Annotated in this window: 27 protein-coding genes, 1 pseudogene and 1 riboswitch; of the genes and pseudogenes, 18 read left to right on the top strand and 10 right to left on the bottom strand. The window is 68.0% G+C overall.

Annotated features, from left to right (window positions below; all coding sequences use genetic code 11):
- The first annotated feature begins 44 nt into the window (after positions 1–44).
- From ACWF82_RS25010 to ACWF82_RS25000, 3 genes are read left to right on the top strand one after another with little or no spacing between them, the layout of a single operon-like run.
- Complete coding sequence (locus tag ACWF82_RS25010) at positions 45–1,526, top strand: hypothetical protein (RefSeq protein WP_452504893.1); 1,482 nt, start codon at positions 45–47, stop codon at positions 1,524–1,526.
- Complete coding sequence (locus ACWF82_RS25005) at positions 1,523–2,485, top strand: glutamate ABC transporter substrate-binding protein (RefSeq protein ID WP_452504892.1); 963 nt, start codon at positions 1,523–1,525, stop codon at positions 2,483–2,485. Before ACWF82_RS25010 ends, ACWF82_RS25005 begins: the two co-directional genes overlap by 4 nt.
- A gap of 5 nt (positions 2,486–2,490) precedes the next feature.
- A complete protein-coding gene (locus ACWF82_RS25000; RefSeq protein WP_452504890.1) occupies positions 2,491–4,977 on the top strand; it encodes a tetratricopeptide repeat protein in 2,487 nt (828 codons plus the stop codon).
- Here ACWF82_RS25000 and ACWF82_RS24995 read toward each other — a convergent pair.
- Positions 4,974–6,170: an acetate kinase gene (locus ACWF82_RS24995; protein WP_452504888.1), complete on the bottom strand. Its 1,197-nt coding sequence runs from the start codon at positions 6,168–6,170 to the stop codon at positions 4,974–4,976. The two genes, ACWF82_RS25000 and ACWF82_RS24995, sit on opposite strands and share 4 nt — an antisense overlap.
- The gene (gene pta, locus ACWF82_RS24990; RefSeq protein WP_452504886.1) at positions 6,167–8,245 is read right to left on the bottom strand and encodes a phosphate acetyltransferase; all 2,079 of its coding nucleotides are present in this window, start codon (positions 8,243–8,245) and stop codon (positions 6,167–6,169) included. The genes ACWF82_RS24995 and pta overlap by 4 nt, the downstream gene beginning before the upstream one ends.
- A gap of 74 nt (positions 8,246–8,319) precedes the next feature.
- On the opposite strand from pta, the gene ACWF82_RS24985 reads away from it, so the two are divergent.
- Complete coding sequence (locus tag ACWF82_RS24985; protein WP_452504884.1) at positions 8,320–8,826, top strand: nitroreductase/quinone reductase family protein; 507 nt, start codon at positions 8,320–8,322, stop codon at positions 8,824–8,826.
- 78 nt (positions 8,827–8,904) lie between these two features.
- Positions 8,905–9,327: a MerR family transcriptional regulator gene (locus ACWF82_RS24980; RefSeq protein WP_452504882.1), complete on the top strand. Its 423-nt coding sequence runs from the start codon at positions 8,905–8,907 to the stop codon at positions 9,325–9,327.
- On the opposite strand, the gene fgd is transcribed toward ACWF82_RS24980, so the two are convergent.
- The gene (gene fgd / locus ACWF82_RS24975; RefSeq protein ID WP_452504880.1) at positions 9,287–10,297 is read right to left on the bottom strand and encodes a glucose-6-phosphate dehydrogenase (coenzyme-F420); all 1,011 of its coding nucleotides are present in this window, start codon (positions 10,295–10,297) and stop codon (positions 9,287–9,289) included. The genes ACWF82_RS24980 and fgd overlap by 41 nt on opposite strands.
- 165 nt (positions 10,298–10,462) lie before the next feature.
- Here fgd and ACWF82_RS24970 point away from each other — a divergent pair, with 165 nt between their 5' ends.
- From ACWF82_RS24970 to ACWF82_RS24955, 4 genes are all read left to right on the top strand, one after another.
- The gene (locus tag ACWF82_RS24970; protein WP_452505011.1) at positions 10,463–11,221 is read left to right on the top strand and encodes an HAD-IIA family hydrolase; all 759 of its coding nucleotides are present in this window, start codon (positions 10,463–10,465) and stop codon (positions 11,219–11,221) included.
- Between the two features lie 81 nt (positions 11,222–11,302).
- Positions 11,303–12,394 (top strand): LLM class flavin-dependent oxidoreductase, encoded by a 1,092-nt coding sequence (locus tag ACWF82_RS24965; RefSeq protein WP_452504878.1) that lies wholly within the window; start codon positions 11,303–11,305, stop codon positions 12,392–12,394.
- Complete coding sequence (locus tag ACWF82_RS24960; protein ID WP_452504876.1) at positions 12,391–13,011, top strand: FMN reductase; 621 nt, start codon at positions 12,391–12,393, stop codon at positions 13,009–13,011. The genes ACWF82_RS24965 and ACWF82_RS24960 overlap by 4 nt, the downstream gene beginning before the upstream one ends.
- A 23-nt stretch (positions 13,012–13,034) precedes the next feature.
- Positions 13,035–13,583, top strand: a complete 549-nt coding sequence (locus ACWF82_RS24955) for a YceI family protein (RefSeq protein ID WP_452504875.1) — start codon at positions 13,035–13,037, stop codon at positions 13,581–13,583.
- 73 nt (positions 13,584–13,656) lie between these two features.
- Here ACWF82_RS24955 and ACWF82_RS24950 read toward each other — a convergent pair whose 3' ends face one another.
- On the bottom strand, positions 13,657–13,890 hold the full coding sequence (locus tag ACWF82_RS24950) for a hypothetical protein (RefSeq protein ID WP_452504873.1): 234 nt from the start codon (positions 13,888–13,890) through the stop codon (positions 13,657–13,659).
- Between the two features lie 230 nt (positions 13,891–14,120).
- On the opposite strand from ACWF82_RS24950, the gene ACWF82_RS24945 reads away from it, so the two are divergent.
- Positions 14,121–14,825, top strand: coding sequence for an FHA domain-containing protein (locus ACWF82_RS24945; protein WP_452504871.1), 705 nt, complete (start codon positions 14,121–14,123; stop codon positions 14,823–14,825).
- On the opposite strand, the gene ACWF82_RS24940 is transcribed toward ACWF82_RS24945, so the two are convergent.
- Positions 14,822–15,481 carry a serine protease gene (locus tag ACWF82_RS24940; RefSeq protein WP_452504869.1) on the bottom strand — a complete coding sequence of 220 codons (660 nt, stop codon included), beginning with the start codon at positions 15,479–15,481 and terminating at the stop codon, positions 14,822–14,824. The genes ACWF82_RS24945 and ACWF82_RS24940 overlap by 4 nt on opposite strands.
- A 176-nt stretch (positions 15,482–15,657) precedes the next feature.
- On the opposite strand from ACWF82_RS24940, the gene ACWF82_RS24935 reads away from it, so the two are divergent.
- Complete coding sequence (locus tag ACWF82_RS24935) at positions 15,658–16,425, top strand: hypothetical protein (protein ID WP_452504867.1); 768 nt, start codon at positions 15,658–15,660, stop codon at positions 16,423–16,425.
- On the opposite strand, the gene ACWF82_RS24930 is transcribed toward ACWF82_RS24935, so the two are convergent.
- Positions 16,418–16,876: a MarR family winged helix-turn-helix transcriptional regulator gene (locus tag ACWF82_RS24930; RefSeq protein ID WP_452504865.1), complete on the bottom strand. Its 459-nt coding sequence runs from the start codon at positions 16,874–16,876 to the stop codon at positions 16,418–16,420. The two genes, ACWF82_RS24935 and ACWF82_RS24930, sit on opposite strands and share 8 nt — an antisense overlap.
- On the bottom strand, positions 16,873–17,505 hold the full coding sequence (locus ACWF82_RS24925; RefSeq protein ID WP_452504863.1) for a DJ-1/PfpI family protein: 633 nt from the start codon (positions 17,503–17,505) through the stop codon (positions 16,873–16,875). The genes ACWF82_RS24930 and ACWF82_RS24925 overlap by 4 nt, the downstream gene beginning before the upstream one ends.
- 114 nt (positions 17,506–17,619) lie before the next feature.
- Between ACWF82_RS24925 and ACWF82_RS24920 the strand changes: the two genes are divergently transcribed.
- The 5 genes and pseudogenes from ACWF82_RS24920 to ACWF82_RS24900 all read left to right on the top strand — a co-directional run bounded on the left by ACWF82_RS24920 (position 17,620) and on the right by ACWF82_RS24900 (position 20,103).
- On the top strand, positions 17,620–17,841 hold the full coding sequence (locus tag ACWF82_RS24920; RefSeq protein WP_452504861.1) for a hypothetical protein: 222 nt from the start codon (positions 17,620–17,622) through the stop codon (positions 17,839–17,841).
- Between the two features lie 2 nt (positions 17,842–17,843).
- On the top strand, positions 17,844–18,941 hold the full coding sequence (locus tag ACWF82_RS24915; RefSeq protein WP_452505009.1) for an SPFH domain-containing protein: 1,098 nt from the start codon (positions 17,844–17,846) through the stop codon (positions 18,939–18,941).
- An 89-nt stretch (positions 18,942–19,030) separates the two neighbouring features.
- Complete coding sequence (locus ACWF82_RS24910) at positions 19,031–19,378, top strand: hypothetical protein (RefSeq protein ID WP_452504859.1); 348 nt, start codon at positions 19,031–19,033, stop codon at positions 19,376–19,378.
- Positions 19,379–19,456: 78 nt separating this feature from the next.
- Positions 19,457–19,609 (top strand): annotated as a pseudogene (locus ACWF82_RS24905) (type II toxin-antitoxin system Phd/YefM family antitoxin); the annotation flags it as partial.
- Between the two features lie 92 nt (positions 19,610–19,701).
- Complete coding sequence (locus tag ACWF82_RS24900) at positions 19,702–20,103, top strand: type II toxin-antitoxin system VapC family toxin (protein WP_452504857.1); 402 nt, start codon at positions 19,702–19,704, stop codon at positions 20,101–20,103.
- 65 nt (positions 20,104–20,168) lie between these two features.
- Here the strand turns inward: ACWF82_RS24900 and ACWF82_RS24895 are convergent, their stop codons facing one another.
- From ACWF82_RS24895 to ACWF82_RS24885, 3 genes are all read right to left on the bottom strand, one after another.
- Complete coding sequence (locus tag ACWF82_RS24895; protein ID WP_452504855.1) at positions 20,169–21,377, bottom strand: O-succinylhomoserine sulfhydrylase; 1,209 nt, start codon at positions 21,375–21,377, stop codon at positions 20,169–20,171.
- 10 nt (positions 21,378–21,387) lie between these two features.
- On the bottom strand, positions 21,388–21,804 hold the full coding sequence (locus ACWF82_RS24890) for a rhodanese-like domain-containing protein (RefSeq protein ID WP_452504853.1): 417 nt from the start codon (positions 21,802–21,804) through the stop codon (positions 21,388–21,390).
- Positions 21,805–21,822: 18 nt separating this feature from the next.
- A riboswitch (SAM riboswitch) is annotated at positions 21,823–21,939 on the bottom strand.
- A gap of 45 nt (positions 21,940–21,984) precedes the next feature.
- Positions 21,985–22,443 carry an Rv0361 family membrane protein gene (locus ACWF82_RS24885; protein ID WP_452504851.1) on the bottom strand — a complete coding sequence of 153 codons (459 nt, stop codon included), beginning with the start codon at positions 22,441–22,443 and terminating at the stop codon, positions 21,985–21,987.
- A gap of 191 nt (positions 22,444–22,634) precedes the next feature.
- Between ACWF82_RS24885 and ACWF82_RS24880 the strand changes: the two genes are divergently transcribed.
- Both ACWF82_RS24880 and ACWF82_RS24875 read left to right on the top strand, forming a co-directional pair.
- A complete protein-coding gene (locus tag ACWF82_RS24880; RefSeq protein WP_452504849.1) occupies positions 22,635–24,023 on the top strand; it encodes an FAD-dependent oxidoreductase in 1,389 nt (462 codons plus the stop codon).
- Between the two features lie 117 nt (positions 24,024–24,140).
- Positions 24,141–25,007 carry an amidohydrolase family protein gene (locus ACWF82_RS24875; protein WP_452504847.1) on the top strand — a complete coding sequence of 289 codons (867 nt, stop codon included), beginning with the start codon at positions 24,141–24,143 and terminating at the stop codon, positions 25,005–25,007.
- The last annotated feature ends 148 nt before the right edge of the window (positions 25,008–25,155 follow it).

Genomic DNA, 25,155 nt, shown 5'->3' with positions numbered 1-25,155 from the left:
CTCCGCACCACAAGTGGTGCGCGGACAGCACGGGGAGGTGAACGATGGTCGACTCGGGGAATCGCGATGCCTCGACCGAGGTGGCGGCCGTCCGTTCCGGCCCGTTGCCGCAGGCCACGGGTGGTGCGCACGGCACGGAGAGGGTCATCGCCAAGCCGGTGACGAGCGGTCGCACGCCGTTGCGGCGGCCCGCGATCGTCGCCGACCGGCCACCCGCTCCGGATGTGAAGGCGCTGCGTGCGCTGTTCGATCCGGCGCGGCTGCGTGGTTTCGTGCAGTCCTCGCCGGGCCGGCTGATGGTGGCCGGACTGGTGCTGATGGTGTTGTGCGTGACCGCGGGTGCGGTGACTTCGGTGACCGTCAGCGATCGCCAGCAAGCACTCGGCGTTCTGCTCGACGACACCGAACCCGACGCGCACTCGGCCAATCACCTCTACACCTCCCTGTCGATCGCCGACGCCGCCGCGGGCACCGCCTTCCTGGCGGGCGGGCTGGAACCGGCGGCCGTGCGCGATCGCTATACCCAGGCCATCGGTGAGGCCGCCGCCGAGCTGGTGACGCAGGCGGGCCACATCTCCGTGGAGGAAGCCGCCGACCCGTCCGGCACCGACCGCAAGCTGCGCACCGGCATCGCCACCGGCCTGCCCGTGTACACCGGGCTGATCGAGACCGCGCGCGCCAACAACCGCAACGGCTACCCGGTCGGCGCGGCCTATCTCAGCGAGGCCTCGCATCAGATGCAGACGACGCTGCTGCCGATGGCCGAGGAGCTGGAGAGCCACCGGCTCGACGCGATCATCGCCGCGCAGAACCGGCATGTGCTGCCGCCGTGGCCCGCGATCGTGCTGCTGATGCTGGCTCTCGGCGCACTGATCTGGGTTCAGGTCGAACTGGCCCGCCGGTCGCGGCGTGTATTCAATATGGGACTACTGATCGGCACCGGCGCGCTGGCGCTGACCCTGATCTGGACCGTGGCGGCGGGCTCGGTGTCGGCGGTGTCGATGATCCGCTGCCGCGACCAGGGCGCTGTCCCCGCGGCCCGGCTGGCCGAGAGCCGCATCCTGGTGCAGCAGGCCAGGGCGGCGGAAATGGTGAAGCTGGTGCGCCGCGACGCGACCGGCGACTACGACCGCACCTTCGACATCAACACCACCCGGCTGACCGAACTGCTCGACGGCTACCCCGAGGACGCGCCCGCCCGCGGCGAGGTCGCCGACGCGCGCGCCGCGCTGGCCCGCTGGCAGTCGGCACATCAGCGAATGAACGACACCCTCGCCCGCGGCGACTTCACCGGCGCCACCGCCGTCGCCACCGGCCCGAGTGCCGCCGACGCGACCGCCCAGGTCGACGCGCTCGACCGGGCCCTCGGCAAGGCGTCAGCGGCCACCCGGGACACCTTGCGCGACAGGGTGTCCCAGGCCATCGACGTGCTGGCGTTCCTGGCTCCCGGCGCGTTCGTCCTCGGCATCGTGGCCGCAGCGTGCGTCGCGCTCGGCCTGTGGCCGCGATTGCGGGAGTACCGGTGAGGCCGGGTCGCGCCACCGCGGCGCTGCTGCTCGCGGCGGCGGCGCTGCTCGGCGGCTGTTCCGACAGCACCCCGGCGCCTGCGGACCGCGCCGTCTACTCCGAACCGCCATTGCCCGCCAAGGCGATTCCGATCGGCACCGACACACCGCTGCCAACCCCCGACGACAAGTACTGCGGTGACCCGACGGCCAGCCTGCGGCCGAGCACCTCAGGCGGTCCGGCGGTCGACGCCATCCGCGCGCGCGGCAGGCTGATCGTCGGTCTCGACGCAGGCAGCAATCTGTTCAGCTTCCGCGATCCGCTGACCGGGCGCATCGTCGGCTTCGACGCCGACATCGCCCGCGAGATCGCCCGCGACCTGCTCGGCAACCCCGATCTGATCGAATACCGCAGTCTCGCTTCGGAAGAACGCGAACGGGCGCTGCAGGACCACACCGTCGACCTGATCGCCAAGACGATGACGATCACCTGCGAACGCAAGGAGCGGGTCGCCTTCTCCACCGTGTACCTGCGCGCCGACCAGCGCGTGCTCGCGGTGAAGAACTCGGGCATCAACGGCCTGGCCGATCTGGCGGGCAAGCGGGTGTGCGTCGCGCGCGGCACCACCTCGCTCGACCACATCCGCCGCGACCAGCCGGCCGCCACCATCCTGACCGTGCCGACCTGGGCCGACTGCCTGGTGGTGCTGCAGCAACGCCAGGTCGACGCGGTGAGCACCGACGACGCGATCCTGGCGGGCCTGGCCGCGCAGGACCCCTACACCGAGGTGGTCGGCGAGAGCATCAGCGCCGAGCCGTACGGCATCGGTATCCCCAAGGGCGACGACGATCTGGTCCGCTTCGTCAACGCCACCCTCGAGCGCATCCGCAACGACGGCACCTGGGCCCGCATCCACCGCCGCTGGCTCGCCTCCCTCGGGGAGACGCCGAGCCCGCCCGCACCGACGTACCGGGACTGACCGCCATGAGCACGACACCACCGCCGAACGGCGAACCAGCACAGGATGATCCGGAGCACCAGCAGCCGACGCAGCTGTCCCGGCGCGACGAGGGCGAACTGCCCGGCGGATGGACGCTGCCGCCCGCACCGGCCGACGACGAGACCCAGCCGCTACCCATCCTTCCCGCGCACGCGGCCACCGAGCTCGCCGCAGGAAGGTCGGCGCAACCACCTGCCACCCCATCAACCCAGCGCCCCGGAGCGTCGGCTGCCACCGAGCTCGCCCACCGGGTCGCCGAACCACCTGGCACCCAGGCGACGCCAGCCGAATCCTGGTCTTCCACACCGCAAACCGGTCCGAGCACCGCGCGATCGGGCCGCAGCGTGCGCACCGCCAGGTCGCGCCCGTCCCGCAGGCTCGGCGCGGGCCTGGTACCGATCCCGACCGTCTCCCCCGCCGATCCGCGCACGGCGGTGCTGGCCGATCCGGTGGTGTCGGAGGGCAGGCGATTCTGCTGGCGCTGCGCGAATCCGGTGGGTCGTTCCACCCCGGCACGCGCCGCGTCGTCGGCGGGCAAGTGCGAAACCTGCGGCGCCGCCTATGATTTTCGGCCGTCGCTGCACGAGGGCGACATGGTCGCCGGGCAGTACGAGATCCAGGGCTGTATCGCGCACGGCGGTCTCGGCTGGATCTATCTGGCCATCGACCGCAATGTCAGCGACCGCTGGGTGGTGCTCAAGGGCTTGCTACACGCCGGTGACGCCGAGGCGCAGGCGGTGGCGGTGGCCGAGCGGCAGTTCCTGGCCGAGGTGGCGCATCCGAGCATCGTCAAGATCCACAACTTCGTCGAGCACACGGCGCCCGACGGGTCCAGCATCGGCTACATCGTCATGGAATACGTCGGCGGCCAATCCCTGCGCGACATTCTCGACGCCAGGCCACCCGGCGAGCGGATGCCGCTGGCCGAGGCCATCGCCTACGTGCTGGAGATCCTGCCCGCGCTGGACCACCTGCACTCGATCGGCCTGACCTACAACGACCTCAAGCCCGACAATGTGATGGTCACCGAGGACCAGGTGAAGCTGATCGACCTCGGCGCGGTCGCCACCATCGAGGCCTATGGAAACCTGTACGGCACCAAGGGTTTCCAGGCGCCGGAGATCGCCAGGACCGGCCCGACACCAGCCTCCGACGTGTACACGGTCGGCCGGACATTGGCCGCGCTCACCCTGGCCCTGCCCAGCGAACACGGCCGCTACCTCGACGGCATCCCCGATCCCGCCGACCAGCCGCTGCTGGCCCGCTACGAGTTCTTCCACCGTTTCCTGCTCACCGCCACCGATCCCGATCCGGCACAGCGGTTTCCGTCGGCGCGGGCGATGTCGGCCCAGCTGGCCGGCGTGCTGCGGGAGATCCTCGCCTACGACACCGGCACCGAACATCCCCAGCTGTCCACCGTGTTCAGTCCACAGCGCACCAGCTTCGGCACCGAGGAACTGATCAGCCAGACCGACGCCTATCTCGACGGCGTCGGCCGCTCCCCACTGCTGGATTCGCACGATGTCGTCGCGGCCCTGCCGATTCCGCTGATCGATCCGGCCGACCCGTCCGCCCCGCTGCTGGCGGCGACCGCGAACCTGGAGCCGGAGCGCGTACTCGAAGCACTGCACGACGCCCGCGAGCGCGCCGAGGCAGACCCGGACAACGCACCGGAAACCCTCGCGGGCGAGCTGGTCTTCGCCGAGGTACGTGCCCGCCTCGACCTCGGTGAATCGGCGGCGGTGCTGCACCTGCTCGATCGCGGCCGAGGCGAATCCGACTGGCGCGCAGACTGGTTCACCGGCCAGGCACACCTGCTCGAACTGGACTACGAGGCCGCCTTCGCCTCCTTCGAAGCGGTCCTGCGGGTACTGCCCGGCGAGATCGCCCCCAAGCTGGCACTGGCCGCCACCGCGGAACTCATTCTGCAGCACTGGGTTTCCGACGCACCCGAACAGTGGCGCTCCTTCGCCGAACGCTATTACGACACCGTATGGCGCACCGACCGCGCCGTGGTGAGCGCCGCCTTCGGCCTGGCCAGACAGCTCGCAGTGGCGGACCGAGTCGTCGAGGCGGTCCACGCCCTCGACGACGTCCCCGCCGCATCCCGCCACTTCACCACCGCCCAGACCACCGCGATCCTGTTGCTGCTCACCAGCGCCCCCGTCGCCGACCTCGACGAACAGACCCTGCGCCTGGCCGCCTCCCGAGCCCAGTCCATCCCACCGGGCGAGCACCGCGCGACCCTCATGCGCACCCTGGTCCAGGGCACCGCGCTGGCCTGGCTGCAAGCAGGCAACACCCCGAAACGCAAGGACGCCAAACTCTTCGGCCGCCCCTTCGACGAACGAGACCTCCGCGACGGCACCGAATCCGGCCTCCGCGCCCTCGCCCGCAACGCCCCGGACCGAACCCATCGCTACGCCCTGGTCGACCTCGCCAACTCCCTGCGCGCGAAGTCCTGGTTCTAAGCGGTGACCAGCTTGTGCGCGGCGCGGGCGATCGCCAGTTCCTCGTTGGTCGGCACCACCAGTACCGTCACCGGCGCGAACTCCGGCGAGATCGCGCGGATGCCGGGGGTTCTCGTCTCGTTGCGGACCTGGTCGACCTCGATGCCAAGGTTCTGGAGTCCGGCCAGGGCGTCGGCGCGCACGGACGCGCTGTTCTCGCCGACGCCCGCGGTGAAGACGATGCTGTCGACACTGCCGAGTTCGACCAGGTAGGCGCCGAGGTAGCGGCGCAGGCGGTGGATGTAGACGTCGTAGGCCAGTTTCGCTGCTGTGTCGCCGTTGTCGATGAGCTGCTGTAGCTCGCGGAAGTCGTTGACGCCGGACAGGCCCTTGATTCCGGAATTGCGGTTGAGCAGCTGCTCGACGGCGGGCAGATCGAGCCCGGCGACGTTCATCAGGTGCGGCATGATGCCGGGGTCGAGGTCGCCCGGTCGCGTCCCCATCACCAGGCCCTCGAGTGGGGTCATGCCCATGGTGGTGTCGACCGCGACGCCACCGGCTACGGCCGAGGCCGACGCGCCGTTGCCGAGGTGGAAGATGACCTGGTTGAGCTCCTCGGTGGGCCTGCCCAGGAATTCCGCGGCCTTCTCCGACACGTACTGGTGCGAGGTGCCGTGGAAGCCGTACTTGCGGATACCGTGCGCGGCAGCCACTTTCGCGTCGATCGCGTAGGTCTTGGCGGCCTCGGGGAGGGTATGGAAGAAGGCGGTGTCGAATACTGCGACCTCGGGGATTCCGGGCAGCAGTTCCCTGGTCGACTCGATGCCGATCACATTGGCCGGATTGTGCAGCGGCGCGAGGACCGACAGCTCGTCGATGGTGCGCACGACCTCGTCGGTGATGAGCGTCGGCTGCCAGAACACCTCGCCGCCGTGCACCACCCGGTGCCCGACGGCGCCGATCCCGATCGTGGTCAGGTCGATGCCCGTCTCGCGGAACATCTCGAACACCTGCCGCAGTCCGGCCCGGTGATCCGCGATCGTCCCCTCGTGCACCAGCTTTCGGTCACCGCACTCGTGCACGATCCGGCCGCCGTGTGTCTCGCCGATCTTCTCGACCAGCCCGGAAGCCAGCACCTGCGCCGAGTCGGCGTGCAGCAGTTGATATTTGATCGAGGAGGAGCCGCAGTTCAGCACCAGCACCAAGTCGCTCACGCGTCTTCTCCCTGAGCCTGGATGGCGGTGATGGCCACCGTGTTGACGATGTCGGCCACCAGCGCGCCACGCGACAGGTCGTTGACCGGCTTGCGCAGACCCTGTAGCACCGGGCCGATCGCGACCGCGCCCGCGCTGCGCTGCACAGCCTTGTAGGTGTTGTTGCCGGTATTGAGGTCGGGGAAGACGAACACCGTCGCCCGGCCTGCCACCTCCGAATCCGGCAGTTTGGCGCTGGCCACGGCTGGCTCGATCGCCGCGTCGTACTGGATCGGGCCTTCCACCGGCAGCTGCGGCGCGCGCTCACGCACCAATACCGTTGCGGCGCGGACCTTGTCGACATCGGCGCCGGTGCCCGAAGCGCCGGTGGAGTACGACAGCATCGCCACCCGCGGATCGATGCCGAAGCGGGCCGCGGTCTCCGCCGAGGACACCGCGATATCAGCGAGCTGCTCGGAGGTCGGGTCCGGCACCACCGCGCAGTCGCCGTAGGCGAGCACCCGATCGGCCAGGCACATCAGGAACACGCTCGACACCGTCGAGACGCCCGGCACGGTCTTGATGATCTCGAACGAGGGCCGGATCGTGTGCGCGGTGGTGTGCGCGGCACCGGAGACCATGCCGTCGGCGATCCCCTTGAAGACCATCATCGTGCCGAAATACGAGATGTCGGCCATGGTTTCGCGGGCCCGCTCCAGCGTCATGCCCTTGTGCTTGCGCAATTCGGTGTACTCGGCGGCGAATTCGTCGAGGTAGCCGGAGCTGCGCGGATCGAGCACCTGCGCGGCGGCGATGTCGACACCGAGTTCGGCGGCGCGCGCCCGCACGGCGGTCTCGTCGCCGAGGATGGTGAGGTCGGCGATCTTGCGCTGCAGCACCCGGCCCGCGGCGCGCAGGATGCGGTCGTCGTCGCCCTCGGGCAGCACGATTCGCTTGCGATCGGCGCGAGCCCGATCGATCAGCTGGTACTCGAACATCTGCGGGGTGACCACGTGCGACGGCGGCACCTGGATGCGTTTGAGCAGCTCGGGCGCGTCGACCCGCTCCTCCATCAGCGCCAGCGCGGTGTCGACCTTGAGCGGGCTGCCCGCCCACATCCGGCCGCGCGTGCGGTGCACGGCGCTGGCGGTGTCGTAGGTGCCGAGCTCGGTGGTGAGGATCGGTAACTTCGGGTGCAGGCCCTCCATCAGGCGCGCGATCGCCGGATGCGGACGGATGCCGCCGTTCATGATGATGCCGGCCAGCGACGGAAAGCCCTCGGCCTCATGGGCATTCACCACGCTGAGCAGGACGTCCGAGCGGTCGCCCGGCGCGATCACGACAACACCGTCGGAGAGTCGTTCCAGGATGTGCTCGGCGGTCATGCCGCCGACCATGATCCGGAGCGCCTCGCGCTGCAGCAGTTCCGGGTCGCCGCTGTAGATTTCGCCGCCGATGGCGCCGCACAGCTCGCCCATGGTCGGCGCCATCAGCAACGGCACCTCGGGCAGCGTCCACGACGGAACGTCGAAACGGTCCAGGCTGGAACAGATCTCGTCGGTCTCGTCCGGCGCGCACCGGTTGACGACGACCGCGACGAGCTGGGCGTGCTCGGCGGCCAGCTCGGTCGAGCACAGCTCAACCAGCTGCTTGACCTCGGCGGGCGTGCGGTCGGCGCCGCGCACCACCAGCAGCACCGGCGCGCCGAGGTTCACCGCGATGCGGGCGTTGTAGCGCAGCTCGCTCGGGCTGACGACGTCGGTGTAGTCGCTGCCGACGATCACCACCGCGTCGCAGGCCTTGGCGACGTCGTGGAATCGCATCACGATCTCGCTGATCGCGGCGTCGGGGTCGCGGTGCACGTCTTCGTAGGTGACGCCGATGGCCTGGTCGTAACCGATGTCGGCGGTGCTGTGCTCGAGCAGCAGTTCCAGGATGTAGTCGGGCTCGGCGGCCGAGCGGGTGATCGGGCGGAACACCCCGACCCTGGCCGTGGTGGCGCACAACATCTGGAGAACGCCGAGCGCCACCGTGGATTTTCCGGTGTCACCCTCGGGTGAGGCGATGTACACGGTGGACGGGGCATGTTCGACCATGGTCGCGAGCTTAGTTAATCGACGGCGATTCCGGAGTTCGGTGTGGCGTGATCGGCCACGTTATAGTCCGGCCCATGACAACGCAGTTCCCGGATCGGCAGTGGGGTTCACGCACCAATCTCCTGTCCCGCGCAGCCAATCGTTTCGCGGCGACGAAGCCGGGATCCTGGCTGATCCGCACGGTGACGCCGCTGGACCGGGCCCTGCTCGAGCGCACCGACGCCAAGTACACCGTGCTCGGCCCGATCGGCGCCCCGGTGATCCTGCTGACCACCACCGGCCGCAAATCCGGTGTCGCGCGCACCCAGCCGCTGCTCTACGTCCACGACGGCGACACCCTGTATGTGGTCGGTTCCAACTTCGGCCAGGACCACCACCCGGCGTGGACGGGGAATCTGCTCGCCGACCCGTCGGCCACCGTCGCCATCGCGGGCGAGCGCATCCCCGTCGTCGCCACCCCGGTGCCCGACGCGGACAAGGACGCGCTGTTCGCCCGGTTCATCGAGATCACCGGCGCCTACGCCGCCTACCGCGACCGCACCACACGCGACCTGCGCATGTTCGCCCTGCGCCGGGCATAGCGAGCGCCCGCGCGGCGTTCTTGCCTTGACACCGACGGCAAGGTCTACCTTGACGGCGACGGTCATAGAGGAGGTCGCATGCTGATCGGCGAACTGGCCGAACGTACCGGGTCCAGTGCCCGCGCGCTGCGCTACTACGAGCAGCACGGGCTGGTCGCGCCGCGGCGCGACGCCAAGGGCTACCGGATCTACGACGAGGTCGAACTGCGCGTCGTGCACAAGATCCACGCGCTGCGCACTGTCGGGTTCGAGCTGGCCGACATGCATCCGTTCGTCGCCTGCCTGCGCGCGGGCGACGGGTCGGGCGATGGTTGTCCCGACTCCGTCGAGGAACTACGCCGCAAACTCGACGAGGTGGACGCGGCGGCCGAGCGGCTCGCCGCGATCCGGCGGCAACTGGCCGCTCAGCTCGTCGACGCGCTCGCCGCCGAATCCGGCGACCCCGCCTGCTCGTTCGCGGTCAGCCGAGGGCGCGCAGCCGCGGGGCCAGATCCCGCTTGAACAGATCGAGGAAACGCAACTGGTCGTGGCCGGGCGCGTGGAAGACCAGGTGGTTGAGACCCGCGTCCAGGTAAGGCTTGATCTGGGCGACGGCCTCGTCCGGATCGCTGGCCACGATCCACCGCTTGGCGACCTGCTCGATCGGCAGCGCGTCGGCGGCCGCCTCCATCTCGATCGGATCGCTGATGTCGTGCTTCTGCTCGGCCGTCAGCGACAGCGGCGCCCAGAAGCGCGTGTTCTGCAGCGCCAGTTCGGGATCGGTGTCGTAGGAGATCTTGATCTCGATCATCTTGTCGATCGCGGCCAGGTCGCGGTCGGCCTTGGCCGCGCCCTCGGCGACGGCGGGCAGCAACTTCTCGGTGTAGAGGTCCATGCCCTTGCCGGAGGTGCAGATGAAACCGTCACCGGCGCGGCCCGCGTACCTGGCGACGACCGGGCCGCCCGCGGCGATGTAGACGGGGATGCCGCCCTTGGGCACGTCATAGATGGAGGCGCCGACGGTGTGGTAGTACTCGCCCTCGAAATCGACGCGATCACCGGTCCACAGCTCACGCATCAGGTTCACCGACTCACGCAGCCGGGCGAAACGCTCCTTGAAATCGGGCCATTCGCCCTTGTAGCCGGTGGCGATCTCGTTGAGCGCCTCACCGGTACCGACACCGAGCATCACCCGGCCCGGGTACAGACAGCCGAAAGTGGCGAAGGCCTGCGCGATCACCGCCGGGTTGTAGCGGAAGGTGGGAGTCAGCACGGAGGTGCCGAGCATGATCCGCTCGGTGCGCTCACCGGCGGCGGCCAGCCAGGCCAGCGAGAACGGCGCGTGCCCGCCGTTGTGCCGCCACGGCTGGAAGTGATCGCTGACGGTCGCGCTGTCGAGACCGTGCTCCTCGGCGGCCACCGCCAGCTCGACGAGTTCGCGCGGCCCGAACTGCTCTGCCGATGCCTTGTATCCGAGCTTGAGATCAACCATCTCAGCCACTCCTGTCGTTCGCTTCGTCGCAGCCCCTGCCGCATCGACACTAACCAACACCGAGTGCGACTGTCCGGTAGCGGTGGGCTCGCACCGCCGCCGTGTTTAGCGGATGATTTGCTGGTGACCACCAAGGATGAGCAGATCTTGTCGTACCTGACCGACATGGACGGTGTGCTGGTGCACGAGGATCATTTGATCCCCGGCGCCGACGAGTTCCTGGCCGAACTGCGCGAGAACGAGATCCCGTTCCTCGTCCTGACCAACAATTCGATCCGCACCCCGCGCGATCTGCAAGCCCGCCTGCGCCACACCGGCCTCGACATCCCCGAGGAGTCCATCTGGACCTCGGCGCTGGCCACCGCGACCTTCCTCGACGACCAGCGACCCAACGGCACCGCCTATGTGGTCGGCGAGTCCGGGCTCACCACCGCCCTGCACGAGATCGGCTACGTCCTCACCGACAGCGACCCCGATTACGTGGTGCTCGGCGAGACCCGCACCTACTCCTTCGAGGCGATCACCACCGCGATTCGCCTGGTCGACCGTGGCGCCAAGTTCATCGCGACCAATCCCGACGCCACCGGGCCGTCACGCGACGGCGTGCTGCCCGCCACCGGCTCGGTCGCCGCGCTGATCACCCGTGCGACCGGCAAGGAGCCGTATTACGTCGGCAAGCCGAACCCGCTGATGATGCGCTCGGCCCTGCGTCGCATCGGCGCGCATTCGCAGTCCACCGTGATGATCGGCGACCGCATGGACACCGACGTGATCGCCGGCCTGGAAGCGGGCATGCGCACGATCCTGGTCACCTCGGGCATCTCCACCAAGGCCTCGGTCGAGAAGTACCCGTTCCGCCCCACCCTGGTCGTCGACTCGGTCGCCGACCTGATCAGCCGCACCCGCACCCCGTTCGTGGACTGACCCCCGATGTGAGCCGCGTCTCACCGGAATAGGTTCCACCCTTCGCTGGTTATAGTTGCCATGGCAACCAAAGGAGGGCCCGTGCAGTTCGGAATCTTCACCGTCGGTGATGTGACCACCGATCCAACGAACGGCCGCACCCCGACCGAGGCCGAGCGAATCAAGGCGATGGTCGCGATCGCGCAGAAGGCCGAGGAAGTGGGTCTCGATGTGTTCGCGATGGGCGAGCACCACAATCCGCCCTTCGTGCCGTCCTCGCCGACCACCATGCTCGGCTACATCGCGGGCCGCACCGACAACATCCTGCTGTCCACCTCGACGACGCTGATCACCACGAACGACCCGGTCAAGATCGCCGAGGACTTCGCGATGCTCCAGCACCTGGCCGACGGCCGGGTCGACCTGATGCTCGGCCGCGGCAACACCGGGCCGGTCTATCCGTGGTTCGGCAAGGACATTCGTGACGGCATTCCCCTGGCCATCGAGAACTACCATCTGCTGCATCGGCTTTGGCGCGAGGACGTCGTCGACTGGGAGGGCAAGTTCCGCACGCCGCTGCAGTCGTTCACCTCGACGCCGCGTCCGCTCGACGACGTCCCGCCGTTCGTCTGGCACGGCTCGATCCGCAGCCCGGAGATCGCCGAGCAGGCCGCGTACTACGGTGACGGCTTCTTCGCCAACCACATCTTCTGGCCCACCGACCATTTCCAGCGGCTGATCGACCTGTACCGGCGTCGCTACGAGCACTACGGACATGGCAGCGCCGACCAAGCCATCGTCGGCCTCGGCGGACAGGTGTTCCTGCGCAAGAACTCCCAGGACGCGGTCCGGGAATTCCGGCCGTACTTCGACAACGCGCCCGTCTACGGGCACGGCCCGTCGCTGGAGGAGTTCACCGAGCAGACCCCGCTCACCGTCGGCAGCCCGGAGCAGGTCATCGAGAAGACGCTCACCTTCCGCGAGCACTTCGGTGATTACCAGCGCCAGCTGTTTCTCGTCGACCACGCGGGCCTGCCGTTGAAGACGGTGCTCGAACAGCTCGACCTGCTCGGCGAGGAGGTAATTCCGGTGCTGCGCAAGGAGTTCGCGGCCCGACGGCCCGCGCACGTGCCGGACGCGCCGACCCACGCCGCGCTGCTCGCCGCCAAGGCCGCGACGGAGGTGACCGCATGACCACTCGGATCGCGGTGGTGTCGGCCGGGCTGTCGCAGCCCTCGTCGACGCGACTGCTGGCCGACCGGCTGGCCACGGCCACCGCACGGGAGCTGCGCGCGGCGGGCGCCGAGGTCGAACTGGACTTCGTCGACCTGCGCGATCACGCCCGCGACCTGGCCGACAACCTGCTCACCGGGTTCCCGGCACCGTCGCTGCGGACCGCGATCGATCAGGTCGTCGGCGCCGACGGCATGATCGCGGTGACACCGATCTTCAGCGCCTCCTACAGCGGCCTGTTCAAGACGTTCTTCGATGTGCTCGAGCCGGATTCGCTCGCGGGCAAGCCGGTCCTGGCCGGCGCCACCGGCGGCACCGAACGCCATTCGCTGGCGCTCGAGCACGCGGTGCGTCCGCTGTTCGCCTACCTGCGCTCGATCGTCGTACCCACCGCCGTGTACGCCGCATCGCCGGACTGGGGTGCCCACGGCGCCGACCAGGCGCTCAATGCCCGGATCGACCGCGCAGCAGGCGAATTCGCTGCCCAAGTCCTCGGCAAGCCCGCCACCGGACCTGCCGACCCGTACGACGAGCCGACCCCGTTCGCGGATCTGCTCGCGGCCAACCTGACCCGCTAGACCAACCCCCACAAGGAGTTCACATGACCACCGCACTCGCCACCGGCCTCACCGCAGGCACCTGGGCCATCGACCCCACCCACTCCACCGTCGGCTTCTCCGTACGCCACCTGATGGTGAGCAAGGTCCGCGGCCGCTTCACCGACTTCGACGGCGCCCTCGTCATCGGCGAAGACGGCACCGTCTCCGCGCACGCCGAGATCCGCGTCGACTCCCTCACCACCGACAACGCCCAGCGCGACGGCCACCTGCGCACCGCCGACTTCTTCCACGCCGAACAGTTCCCCGTGATGACCTTCAAGTCCACCGGATTCCGCGGCGATGGCAGCGATTTCGTCGTCGACGGCGAATTCACCGTGCGCGGCAACACCAAGCCGGTCTCGCTCGAGGTCGAGTTCCTCGGCGTCAACCCGGGCATGGGCAACGGCCCGGTCGCCGGCTTCGAAGCCAAGACCGTGGTCTCCCGCCGCGACTTCGGCCTCGACATCGACATGCCGCTCCCCGACGGCGGCGCCGTCATCGGCGACAAGATCACCCTCACCCTGGAGATCGAGGTCGCCCTCCAGAGCTGACCACGCACAGCACGAAGCCCACGCCGACCGGTCGGCGTGGGCTTCGTGCTGTGCAGCTACCCGAGCCCGGGGCTCACACCACGCACCCGAAGTAGAAAGCGATACCGGTGCCTAACCAAGGAAGGCACACCACGAAATTCCACGGGAAGGTGAGCATCATTCCGACTGGCTGGACCTGATCAACGGGAACCGGGGACGATATCGGTGCCGGTGCCGGTGCCGGTTCGGCGGTGGCCATGCCCGAACCCAAGGCGATCATCGGCGCAATCGCAAAGGCTGCTGCCGCCGCCCGGAACTTTCCACTCATGACGAACCTCCATCAACTGACGTCGGAGGCCGTTCCGCGCGTGCGACACGGCCTCACGGCTGGCGTGATTCCATGCATCGATTCTGCGTCGGGGACACGCGGGGCCACTATCCTCCCCAGGGCTGAAAACCCTCATCCCTCGCGGCGGCGCATTCGAGTGGTCGACTACTCATGTGATCGTTACCGCGACGCGGCACACTGGATTCATCGCAGCAGAATGAGGGCAGGTCATGGCCAGATCGAGCGGCGCGCGGGCACTGGGGAACAACGTGAGCACGGCCGTGGACTGGCATGTGTGGCCGCGACCACCCGGTATCTGCACGCTGACCTCGGCGTTCGGGAATGGGAATCGCCGCGAATACCGCCTTGATCGCTACGGGGGCACCGTTTCCATCGGGCGCTCGGATGCCGCCGACATCGTGGTTTCCGACGATTCGACAGTGTCTCGGCTGCACGCCGTCATCGAGCAGATCTGTGACTGCTGGGTGGTCGTCGACGACGGCATGTCGACAAATGGGACATTCGTCAATGGCGAGCGCATCGGGGGGCGCCGGACGCTCGAATCCGGCGACACCCTCAAGGTCGGGCAAACGGTGTTCACGTTCAACGAGGGCGGCCGGATTCCCGCCGAAGAGGTGCCGACGACGCCCGTTCTGCGGGTATCACGGAGTTCGCTCACCGATGCTCAATACCTCGTTCTGGAGGCACTGTGCGGGTCCCGCGATGGTGAGATCACGCATTGCTACCCGGCCTCGAACGGCCGGATCGCGCAGGACCTGTGCCTGAGCATCGCCACCGTGAAGACCCACCTTCGGGCACTGTGCCGAACGTTCCAGGTCGACGACTTCCCACAGAACCAGAAGCGAGTCGAGCTGGTCGAGCGCGCCCTCGCCAGTGGCGTGCTGGCCGATCGCAAGCCCGGCGTCGCCGACTAGATCGGGCGGAACCCCGCTCCGACGCCACCGTGCGCGTCGATGTCGCCGAGGATGCTGGTCATGTTCATGCCGACCTCCGGTCCGATGCACGGCACGTACATGTACCCGTTGACCATGCCGACCAGGGTGGTGCCGACCACGACAGGGCCGCCCGAGTCACCGGAGATGACACAGATCTGCGTCACGGTCGCGACGTTGGATTGCAGCGGGTCACCCCAGGTGATGCCACAGGTGTGGCCGGTGGTCCTGCCTTCTTTGCAGGCGATGTCGGGGAACTGCGCTGGTCCGCCCATCCCGGTGATCGTGGTGTTGCCGACGCGGTTCACCGGAACGACCATGGCCGGGTCGAAGGCGATCACGGCGTAGTCCATATCTTCGTTGAGGTGGGCGATCTCGCCGACGACGCCGGCGCCGGAATTGGCCTCGGCCGTGATGTCGGCGCCGAGGGGACCGCAGTGCGCGGCGGTGAGCCCGACCAGCCGACCGCCGGAATCGTGCCCGATCGTGGTGAGCGTGCAGATGGCGTCGTTCACGCCGATGCCGGAACCGCCACCGAGGACGGCTGGATCCGCGGCGTTCGCCGTCCCGATCTGCCCGGCCATCGTCACGCCGAGTGCTGCCAGTACTGCGCCTACTGCTGCGATTGCTCGTGACATATCCGATCCGTTCCGTTGGACGCGGCTATCTCTTTGGGCGAAACGCTGCGCGTTTGCTAGATCGAAACCATAGCAAGTCCACATCACACGATGGTCTCCGCGGCGGGCCGACACCCATCGGCACCGCAGCCCACCTTGGTAGGGTGACCAGCGCTGGAAGTACCCAAGGGGGAAATGTGCAAGGCAACGGGGAGTGGTGGTCGGCGCCCGGCGAATCGGCGGGACACGCAGGGACCGGGGCCCCGCCCCACGGCATGCCCGGCTATCAGCCCAGCTACCCCGGCTATCAGCCGAGTCCCGGCTACCCGCCCAACGGCGGATACGCCATGCCGCCGAGGCAACAGATGCCGATGCGCCCGCCCTACGGTGTGCCACCGCGCCGGTCGTCGGGGAACGGCTGGATCTTCGGTCTGCTCGGCGCGATCGCGGCCGTCGTCCTGCTCGTGATCGCCGCGGTCGTCTACGTGGACAACAGCGGCACCAGCGCGGACGAGATGGCCGAGGTGTTCCCCGCGCTGGTCAAGCCCGACGGGTCGTTGTCCGGGGCCGGGTACGACGGCCAGATCTGCTGGCACGAGTCCGGCGGCACGCTGCGCGCGCCGAAGAAGGACACCCTCCTGCTCGGCAACTGGACCGATGCCTGGGACTGCTGGGGTCATGTCGGCAAACCGACCTACGTCGTGCTGGCCTACTCAGAGCAGTCCGACGTCGCCAAGGCGATCGAGCACCTGCCACCCAACAAGAAGAGCTTCCTGACGTACAACGCCTACAGCTGGCAGACTCCCGACACCGCCAACCCGGTCCAGTTCTGGAAGGCGCACGCGTTCACCGACAGTCGCCGCGACCGCTTCCTCGTCCTGGCGCAGGAGCAGTACTGGCCGCGGCTGGAGCAGGGCAAGAATCTGCACGACTTCGACCGCTGGTGTGTCGCGATGTTCAGCTAGCCGGCTCGTCGGCGGCGATGATCGTTTCGAGGGCGGCGGACAGGCGCGTCAGCACCGCGACGGTCTCGGCGAACGCCGCCGGTCCGAGCGCATCGGCCAGCCGCCGCGCCATCACCGCGTGCTGCGGATCGATGCGCCGGATGGCCGCCTCACCGGCCGCGGTGATCGCCACCAGCTTGGCCCGCTTGTGCGCCGGGTTGGGGCGGTATTCGCACATCCCCTTGGCGACGAGCAGGTCGGCCACCCGCTGCACGCTCTGCCTGGTGATGCCCATGGCGCGGGCGATCCCGGCGACCGGCAGCGGCTGTTCCTGCACGGCCGCCATCACCTGCCACCAGGCGACCGAGATCCCGGCAGGGGCGGCCAATCCGTCACCGATGGTGAGGAATTGGCCGTTGAGCCGGTAGACGGTGAGCGCGGCGCCGTCGAGTAAGTCTTGTTCCTCGTTCAACCGGCGAGGCTCCCTTCGTAGTCGGCGAGTACGGCGTACCCGGCCGGGTCCTTCTGTGCGTACAACTGGTACCAGGCGTCGAGGACGCGCGGTTCGTACAGGTCGAGGCGGGCGAAGACCTCCCGCGCGAACTCGAACGGGGACATGGCGTCGGCGGTGATGACATCGCGATCGGTGACGGCGGGCGCCTCCACATAGCGATCCGCACCCGAATATCCGCTGTAGACGAGGTATTCGGCCGCATTGGAGGTATGCGCGCGGTCGTCGAGCAGCCCTTCCCGCGCCAGCCCGAAGGTGGCGCCGCAGATCGCGGCGATCGGCACGCCCGCCTCGACGAACTGCCTTGCCTTGTGCGCGAACGGAATCAGCTCGTCACCCGCCCACAGGTCGGCGCCGGGCAGGATCAGCATCGCGCTGTCGGCGGGGTCGAGATCGGCGACCGCCAGGTCGGGCGTCACCCGCATCCTGCCCATCGTGGTGATCGGCTCGGCGCTCAGCCCGACCGTCTTCACCTGGAACTTTCCCGGCTCGCGATGCCAGTTGCCGTTGGCGATGTGCGCGGTGGCGGCGCCCACCTCCCAGTCGGCGAGGGTGTCGTAGACGGCTACGTGAACTGTTGAGATCGACATGACAGCATCCTGTCATATTTGACAGAATGCTGTCAATAAGAAAATCGCAACCCGCCGGCAGGGCGCGCGTCGTACGCTGACGTCATTCGGTGCGAGACAAGGAGACTCAGCGCGATGATCGACCCCGTGCACGGCCTGACGGGAACCCTCACGTCACCGATCCGGGCGGCAGGCGCGCTGGGCGAGGTCCTCGTCGCGATCCGCGGGGGCACCGAGACCTACCTCGCCCGCGCCGACGAACCGATCGCCGCAGGCTCGACCGTGCTGATCGTCGCGGTCCATCCGGGTCGCCTGGTCGATGTCGTCGCCTGGATTCCGCTCATAGAGGAGAAATGAACATGCTGGGCTATCACGTTCCCGATCCCGACGAAGCCATGCTGGTCAGCGGTGCCAAGACCAAGGACAACTCGCCGTTCAAGGTGGTCATCGGCCGTGGCACCTGGGTGGTGCCGCTGTTCCGCAAGGTCCGCTACCTCTCGCTGGCGATGTTCGAGTCCGAGATCAGGGAGCGCTGCGTCACCAAGCAGGCCATCCAGCTCGACGTGCGCGCGGTGATCGCGTTCAAGGTCGCCAACGACACCCAGTCGATCGTCAATGCGGCACAACGCTTCCTGTCCGAGCAGGAGCAGGAGATGTCGGTACTCACCGGCCGCATCTTCTCCGGCCACCTGCGCTCGATCGTCGGCTCGATGACGGTCGAGGAGATCATCCGCGAGCGCCAGAAGCTGGCCGACGAGGTGCTGATCGCCTCCAAGGTGGAGATGAGCAATATCGGCCTGTGGGTCGACTCGTTCCAGATCCAGTCCATCGACGACGGCAACCTCGGCTACATCAATGCCCTTGCGGCGCCGCACAATGCGGCCGTGCAGCGCGACGCCCAGATCGCCCAGGCCCAGGCCGCCCAGCGCGCCGCCGAGGCCGAACAGGAATCCCTGCGCCGCCGTGCCGAATACGAGCGCGAGACCTCGATCCTCAAGGCGCAGTATCAGCGCGACATCGACAAGGCCAATGCCGAAGCGGCCCAGGCAGGTCCGCTCGCCGACGCCATCGCCCGCCAGGCGGTCCTCACCGCCCAGGCCGAGCAGGCCCGCAAGAACGCCGAACTGCGCGAGCAGGAACTCCAGGCCGAAGTCGTGAAACCCGCACTGGCCGAAGCGGAACGCGTCCGTATCCTCGCCGAGGCCGAAGCCGACCGCACCCGAATCCAAGCCGAAGCCGCCGCCTCCAACAACCGCATCGCCCTCGACCAGCTGCTCATCGAACAGCTTCCCGAAATCGTCAAACAGGCCTCCAACGGCCTCGCGGGAGCCAACCTCACCGTCCTCAACGGCCCCGACGGCGTCGGCGAGCTGGTCAACGGGATGGTCGGCCAGGGTCTGACCGTCTTCAACTCCCTGCAGAAGGCCCTGTCGAACGGCGAGGCCGACAAAGTCTGATCCGCTTCCTGGCCGGGCGCTATTAACGCGTGCCCGGCCGGCCGCCGATTCACTGCGACGAACTCCGAGATCGAAACAAGGAATGACTGATGGGATTGTGGATCGGTAGCCCCGCACTGGGCGCATCCGAGAACGTCGTCTGGCGCAAGCTCGCCAATCGAACACAGGGCAGTCGAGCTGTCGGCGGCTGCCTCTACCTGACCGAGACCCGTCTCCTCTTCGTGCCCACCCACGTCGACGCGATCACCGGCGGCAAGCGCTGGGAAACTCCACTGGCCCAGCTGCGCGCCGTCGGGCAGCAAAGCCCGGACGGCGGCGTGTTCAGCGGCGGCCTCCGGACCCGCCTGCGCATCGACACCGACGCGGGCACCGAATTCTTCGTCGTCAACAAGATCGACGAGGTGATCGCGACACTCGACGCTGCAAGGCCCTCGTGAAGCCGAGGACTACCTACGAGCGCCTCGGCCAACGACCGATGTAGACATTGGTAGACAATTGCGCCCTATACTGGCGACGTGAAGTCAATCAGTGTTGGTGAGCTGCGACAGAACCCGTCGGCCATGGTCGCCGACGTCGAGTCGGGCGAGGTCTACGAGCTGACCCGGCACAACCACCGGGTCGGCTTCATCGTGCCCGCTGTCTCCTCGACCCAGATCATTCCGCGCAAAGTCGCCGGACGGCCCAACACCAGCGCTATCCCCCGCCATGAGCTCAGAACGGCAACCTCGATCGACGAGTTGCTCGAATCCGAGAAGGGTGAATGGTGAAGTCGTTCTACCTCGACACCTCGGTTGCGGTCAGGATCATTCTCGGGCACTCACCGGAGGCCGCGCAGTGGTTCGACAACTCTGCAGACAGCGATGCCACACGGGTGATCTCGTCTCGGTTGCTGCGCACGGAGATCACCCGTGTGCTGCGACGTGAGTCGCTGCCGGTCCTCGACCGGGACCGGATCCTCGACTACATCGACATCATCCCGGTCGATCACGCCGTGCTCAATGAGGCGGAAGCGATCATTTCGCACATCCGGACCCTCGATGCCATCCACTTGGCCTCGGCACTGCGCAGTGGTCTGGAAGATCTCACCGTGGTGACCCACGACAAGAACATGGCAACCGTCGCCGAGCACCTCGGGTTCCCGGTCTACGACCCTGTCCGGTAGGCCCGTGAGCACCGAAACAGGAATCGGCCCTGGACTATCCGGTCCAGGGCCGATTCCTATCGGTATCAGCTCAGGGCGTGGTCGAGGTCGCCGAGGAGGTCTTCGATGTCTTCGAGGCCTACCGAGATGCGGACTACGCCGTCGGAGAGGCCGATGGAGGCTCGGCCTTCCGGGCCCATCGCGCGGTGGGTTGTCGTGGCGGGGTGGGTGATCAGCGTCTTCGCGTCGCCGAGGTTGTTGGAGATGTCGATGATGCGGAGGCGGTTCAGGACCTCGAAGGCGCGCTTCTTGCCGTCGTCACCTGCCAGTTCGAAGGTGACGACGGTGCCGCCGCCGGACATCTGGGAGGTGGCGAGGGCGTGTTGGGGGTGGGATTCCAGGAAGGGGTACTTCACCCAGTTGACCGACTTGCTGGTCTCCAGGAACTGGGCGACCTTCAGTGCCGATTCGGTGGACTGGCGCACGCGCAGCGGCATCGTCTCCAGGCCCTTGAGCAGGGTCCAGGCGTTGAACGGGCTCAGGGCGGGGCCGGTGTGGCGCATCAGGTTCTTGACGGGGCCGTCGATGTAGTCCTTGGAGCCGAGGATGGCGCCGCCGAGGACGCGGCCCTGACCGTCGATGTGCTTGGTGCCGGAGTAGACGACCACGTCGGCGCCGAGTTCGAAGCCGCGCTGTAGCAGCGGGGTGGCGAAGACGTTGTCCAGCACCACCTTCGCGCCCGCGGCGTGCGCGAGCTCGGTGACCTTGCGGACGTCGACAAGGGTCTGCATCGGGTTGGCCGGGGTCTCGAAGAACACGGCCTGGGTGGGCACCGAGAGCGCCTGCTCCCACTGCTCGAGGTCGTCACCGTCGACGAAGACGGTCTCGACACCCCAGCGCGGCAGGATCTCGTTGCACACCACGAAGCACGAGCCGAACAGGCTGCGCGCGGCGACGAGGCGATCGCCCGCCTTCAGCAGCGCGCCGAGCGCGGTGAACACCGCGGACATGCCGGAGGCGGTCGCGAACGCGGCCTCGGCGCCGTCGAGCAGCCGGATGCGCTCCTCGAACATCGCCACGGTCGGGTTGCCGTAGCGGGAGTAGACGAAGTGCTCGACCTCGCCGGTGAACGAGGCCTCGGCGGCCTCGGCGCTCTCGTAGACGAATCCCGAGGTCAGGTACAGCGCCTCGGAGGTCTCCTCGAAGCCGGAGCGGCGCAGGCCGCCGCGGACACCGAGGGTGGCCGGGCCGACGCCCTCGGGCAGTGGCTTGTCGAACGAACCACCGGTGATCATGCGTTTCTCCTTATGCCTGACGCCACGGCAGGCCGACCGCGCGCCAGCCGGTGCTGCCGCGCTGCCCGAACGCGTCGGGGCCGCCCTCGAAACCGTCGAGCACGTTGTAGGACGGGGCGATGCCCGCCGCGGTCGCCACGGTCGCGGCGCCGATGGAGCGCTGACCGGAGCGACACAGGAACACCACGGGCGCGTCGTCCGGCCGCCCGGCCAGCGCCTGCTCTAGCTCGGCGCCGAAGTTCGGGTTGCGGGTTCCGGTGCCGTCGACCCACTCGATGAAGTGGGCCGGGCGCTCGATGGAGCTGGTGTCGGGGATGCCGATGTGTGCCCACTCACCTTCGGTGCGCACGTCGACCAGCACCGCGCCCGGATGCTCGGTCAGGATCTCCCACGCCTTCTCAGGGGTGATGTCGCCGGCGTAAGTCATGTCGAAACCTCCTGCGTGAATCCGCTCTTGCCGTGGCGGTTGTCCGGCGCACGGCCAGGTCGTCACCCGGAGCACCCCACCGCGGAGGAGGGTTGCCGACCAGCGAGCCGGGGCTTGGTACTGGTACTCATGACCTTGCGAACTGAGATTGCCCCGGCACAGGTCACCGTGTCAAACGGTTCATGGTGTGCAGACCAGCCAGGCGCCGTCGACCCGGGTCAGGTTCCAGGTGCTGGTGGACGACGTGTCGCCGATCTGCACGGTGGCGTCGATCTTGGCGCGGTCGCCGTTGACGGTCGCCTTGTCGAAACCCTTCTTGTCGATCGTCACGGCCGATTTCGGGCCGCCGAGCCGTTCGGAGAGGCCGGATTTCTCCTCGTCGAAGCCGGGGCACGCGACACCGGGCGGCGGACGCAGCTCACTGCGCGAGCGCGCGTCGATATAGTTGGAGACGGCGGCCGTGAGCCGGTCGGCCTCTGTGACATTTTTCTCAGCGGGTGAGAGCAGCCCACCGAGCACGATGCCGATGAGCACGACCACCGCGATCACCGCGGCCGCTACGAACGGGACGACGGAACGCTTGTCGGTCTGATCCACCACGATGGGCTGGTCTTCCGAGCCTGATTGTTCCTCGTTCATGCTGTAATCCTGACAGACCGGGCGCGGGCAACCGCACCGCGCGCCGGGTGGCCACAACGCCGCAGATAGAATCGCCTTCGAATGCGGCCTGCTGCCGACGTCGAAGGCAGCTGCCAGCCGCCGGATCGCCAACTTAGCCTAAGCTAAATTGACGCCGTCAACAGTTCTCGACCAAAGGGTGCGCGTAGAAAATGACCGAACAGAGTGCAGCGACCCGCCCGCTCCGCATTGCGATCGTGGGCGCAGGACCGGCCGGTATCTACGCCGCCGACGCCTTGATGAAGTCCGATGCCGACGTGAGCATCGACCTCTACGAGCGCATGCCCGCGCCCTTCGGCCTGATCCGCTACGGCGTCGCGCCCGACCACCCGCGCATCAAGGGCATCATCACCGCCCTGCACAAGGTCCTCGACAAGGACCAGGTGCGGCTGCTCGGCAACATCGACTACGGCACCGACATCACCCTGGATGATCTGCGCCAGTTCTACGACGCGGTGATCTTCTCCACCGGCGCCAACGCCGACCGGGCCCTGCCGATCCCTGGCATCGACCTCGACGGCTCCTACGGTGCCGCCGACTTCGTGTCCTGGTACGACGGACACCCGGACGTGCCGCGCTCGTGGCCGCTGGACGCGGAGAAGGTCGCCGTCCTCGGCGTCGGCAACGTCGCCCTCGATGTGGCGCGCGTGCTGGCCAAGACCGGTGACGAACTGCTGCCGACCGAGATCCCGCCGAACGTCTACAAGGGGCTCAAGGAGAACAAGGCCGTCGAGGTCCACGTCTTCGGACGTCGTGGCCCGGCCCAAGCCAAGTTCACGCCTTTGGAACTGCGCGAACTGGATCACTCGCCGACGATCGAGGTCATCGTCAACCCCGAGGACATCGACTACGACGAGGGCTCCGAGGCCGCGCGCCGTAACTCCAAGCAGGTCGACATGGTCGCCAACACCTTGGAGCAGTGGGCCATCCGCGATCACGGCGGCCGCCCGCACAAGCTGTTCCTGCACTTCTTCGAATCCCCGGCCGAGATCATCGGCGAAGACGGCAAGGTCGTCGGGCTCAAGACCGAGCGCACCCAGCTCGACGGCACCGGCAACGTCAAGGGCACTGGCGAGTTCAAGCAGTGGGACGTGCAGGCGATCTACCGCGCGGTGGGCTACCTGTCGCAGAACGTCACCCAGCTGCCGTTCGACGATCAGGCGGGCACCGTGCCGAACGAGGCCGGTCGCGTGATCGCCGACGAGACCGCCGAGGGCTCGGCCCGTTTCATGCCGTCCACCTACGTGACCGGCTGGATCAAGCGCGGCCCGGTCGGCCTCATCGGCCACACCAAGGGCGACGCCAACGAGACCATCGCCTGCCTGCTCGACGACGCCAAGGACTTCGCCCCGGCGCCGCAGCCCGAGCTGGACGCGGTCACCACGTTCCTCGAGGGCAAGGGCATCCCGTTCACCACGTGGGCGGGCTGGTACCGCCTCGACGCGCACGAGCGCGCCCTCGGCGAGCCCGAAGGCCGTGAGCGCGTGAAGGTCGTGGAGCGCGAGGATATGCTGCGCGCCTCCGAGCCGAACAAGGTCTAGGATCGGACTCCCAGAGGCCGGTGGGTGACAGGACGCCACGTTCTGCAACCCACCGGCTTTTCTGTTCTACGGCCACTGGACTGTTCTAATCCGCCGAACTCGAGGCATTCTGTACAAGTGTTCGATGCCCACGTCCACATCATCGATCCGCGGTTCCCGCTGATCGAGAACGAAGGCTACCTGCCTGACCCCTACACCATCGCCGACTATCGAAAGCGCATGGCGCACTTCGATGTTCGCGGTGGTGCGGTGGTCAGCGCGTCGTTCCAGGGATCCGACCAGTCGTACCTGAAGGCCGCGCTGGCCGAACTCGGGGACGGCTGGGTCGGGGTCACCCGGCTGGATCTGGACGCCACCGACGACGAGATCATCGAGCTGGACCGCGCGGGTGTACGCGCCCTGCGGTTCAACCTCAAGCGCGCCGCCGCCGACATCACCGAGATGACCCTGCAGGCGCTGCGCGCGCACGAGCTGGCCGGCTGGCACGTGGAGCTCTACATCGACGGGCAGATGCTGGCCTCGCTACAGCCGGTGATCTCGAAGCTGCCCGCGCTCTCGATCGACCATCTCGGCATGTCCGAGGAGGGCCTGCCCTACCTGCTCGATCTGGTGGATCGCGGCGCCAGGGTGAAGGCGACCGGTTTCGGCAGGGTCGACATGGACGTGGCCGAGACGCTGCGCCGGATCCACGCGGTCAATCCCGGTGCGCTCATGTTCGGCACCGACCTGCCCGGCACCCGCGCCGGCAGGCCGTTCGATGAGGCCGATGTCGACCTGATCTGCCAGGTCGTCGGCGCCGATCTGCACGCGGTGCTCGAGGACAACGCACGCGAGGCCTACCGGCTGCCCGCCATCGAGCGCGCGGTGACCGACCCGATGCCGACGATGCCGATCCGGCGCACCGACAATCCGACCGTACCGATCCCACGCAACCAGCTGCCCGGCGCCGGCGCGCACACCCGCCCGCTGCCGGTCATCGAATAGCCCGCGCTCCACCACTCCTGGCCCACACGCCCCGACCTCGAGGAGGGGCCGCCGCACAGCGGCGGTTCGCGGCCGTCCCGCCGGTCAGGTGCCGTTGCGTAGGCGACGAAGGAGCAAGCAACGGTGCCTGACCGGCGGGACACAAGGG

Source organism: Nocardia sp. NPDC055053 (assembly GCF_053608285.1).
This window is presented reverse-complemented; position numbering and strand designations above follow the sequence as displayed.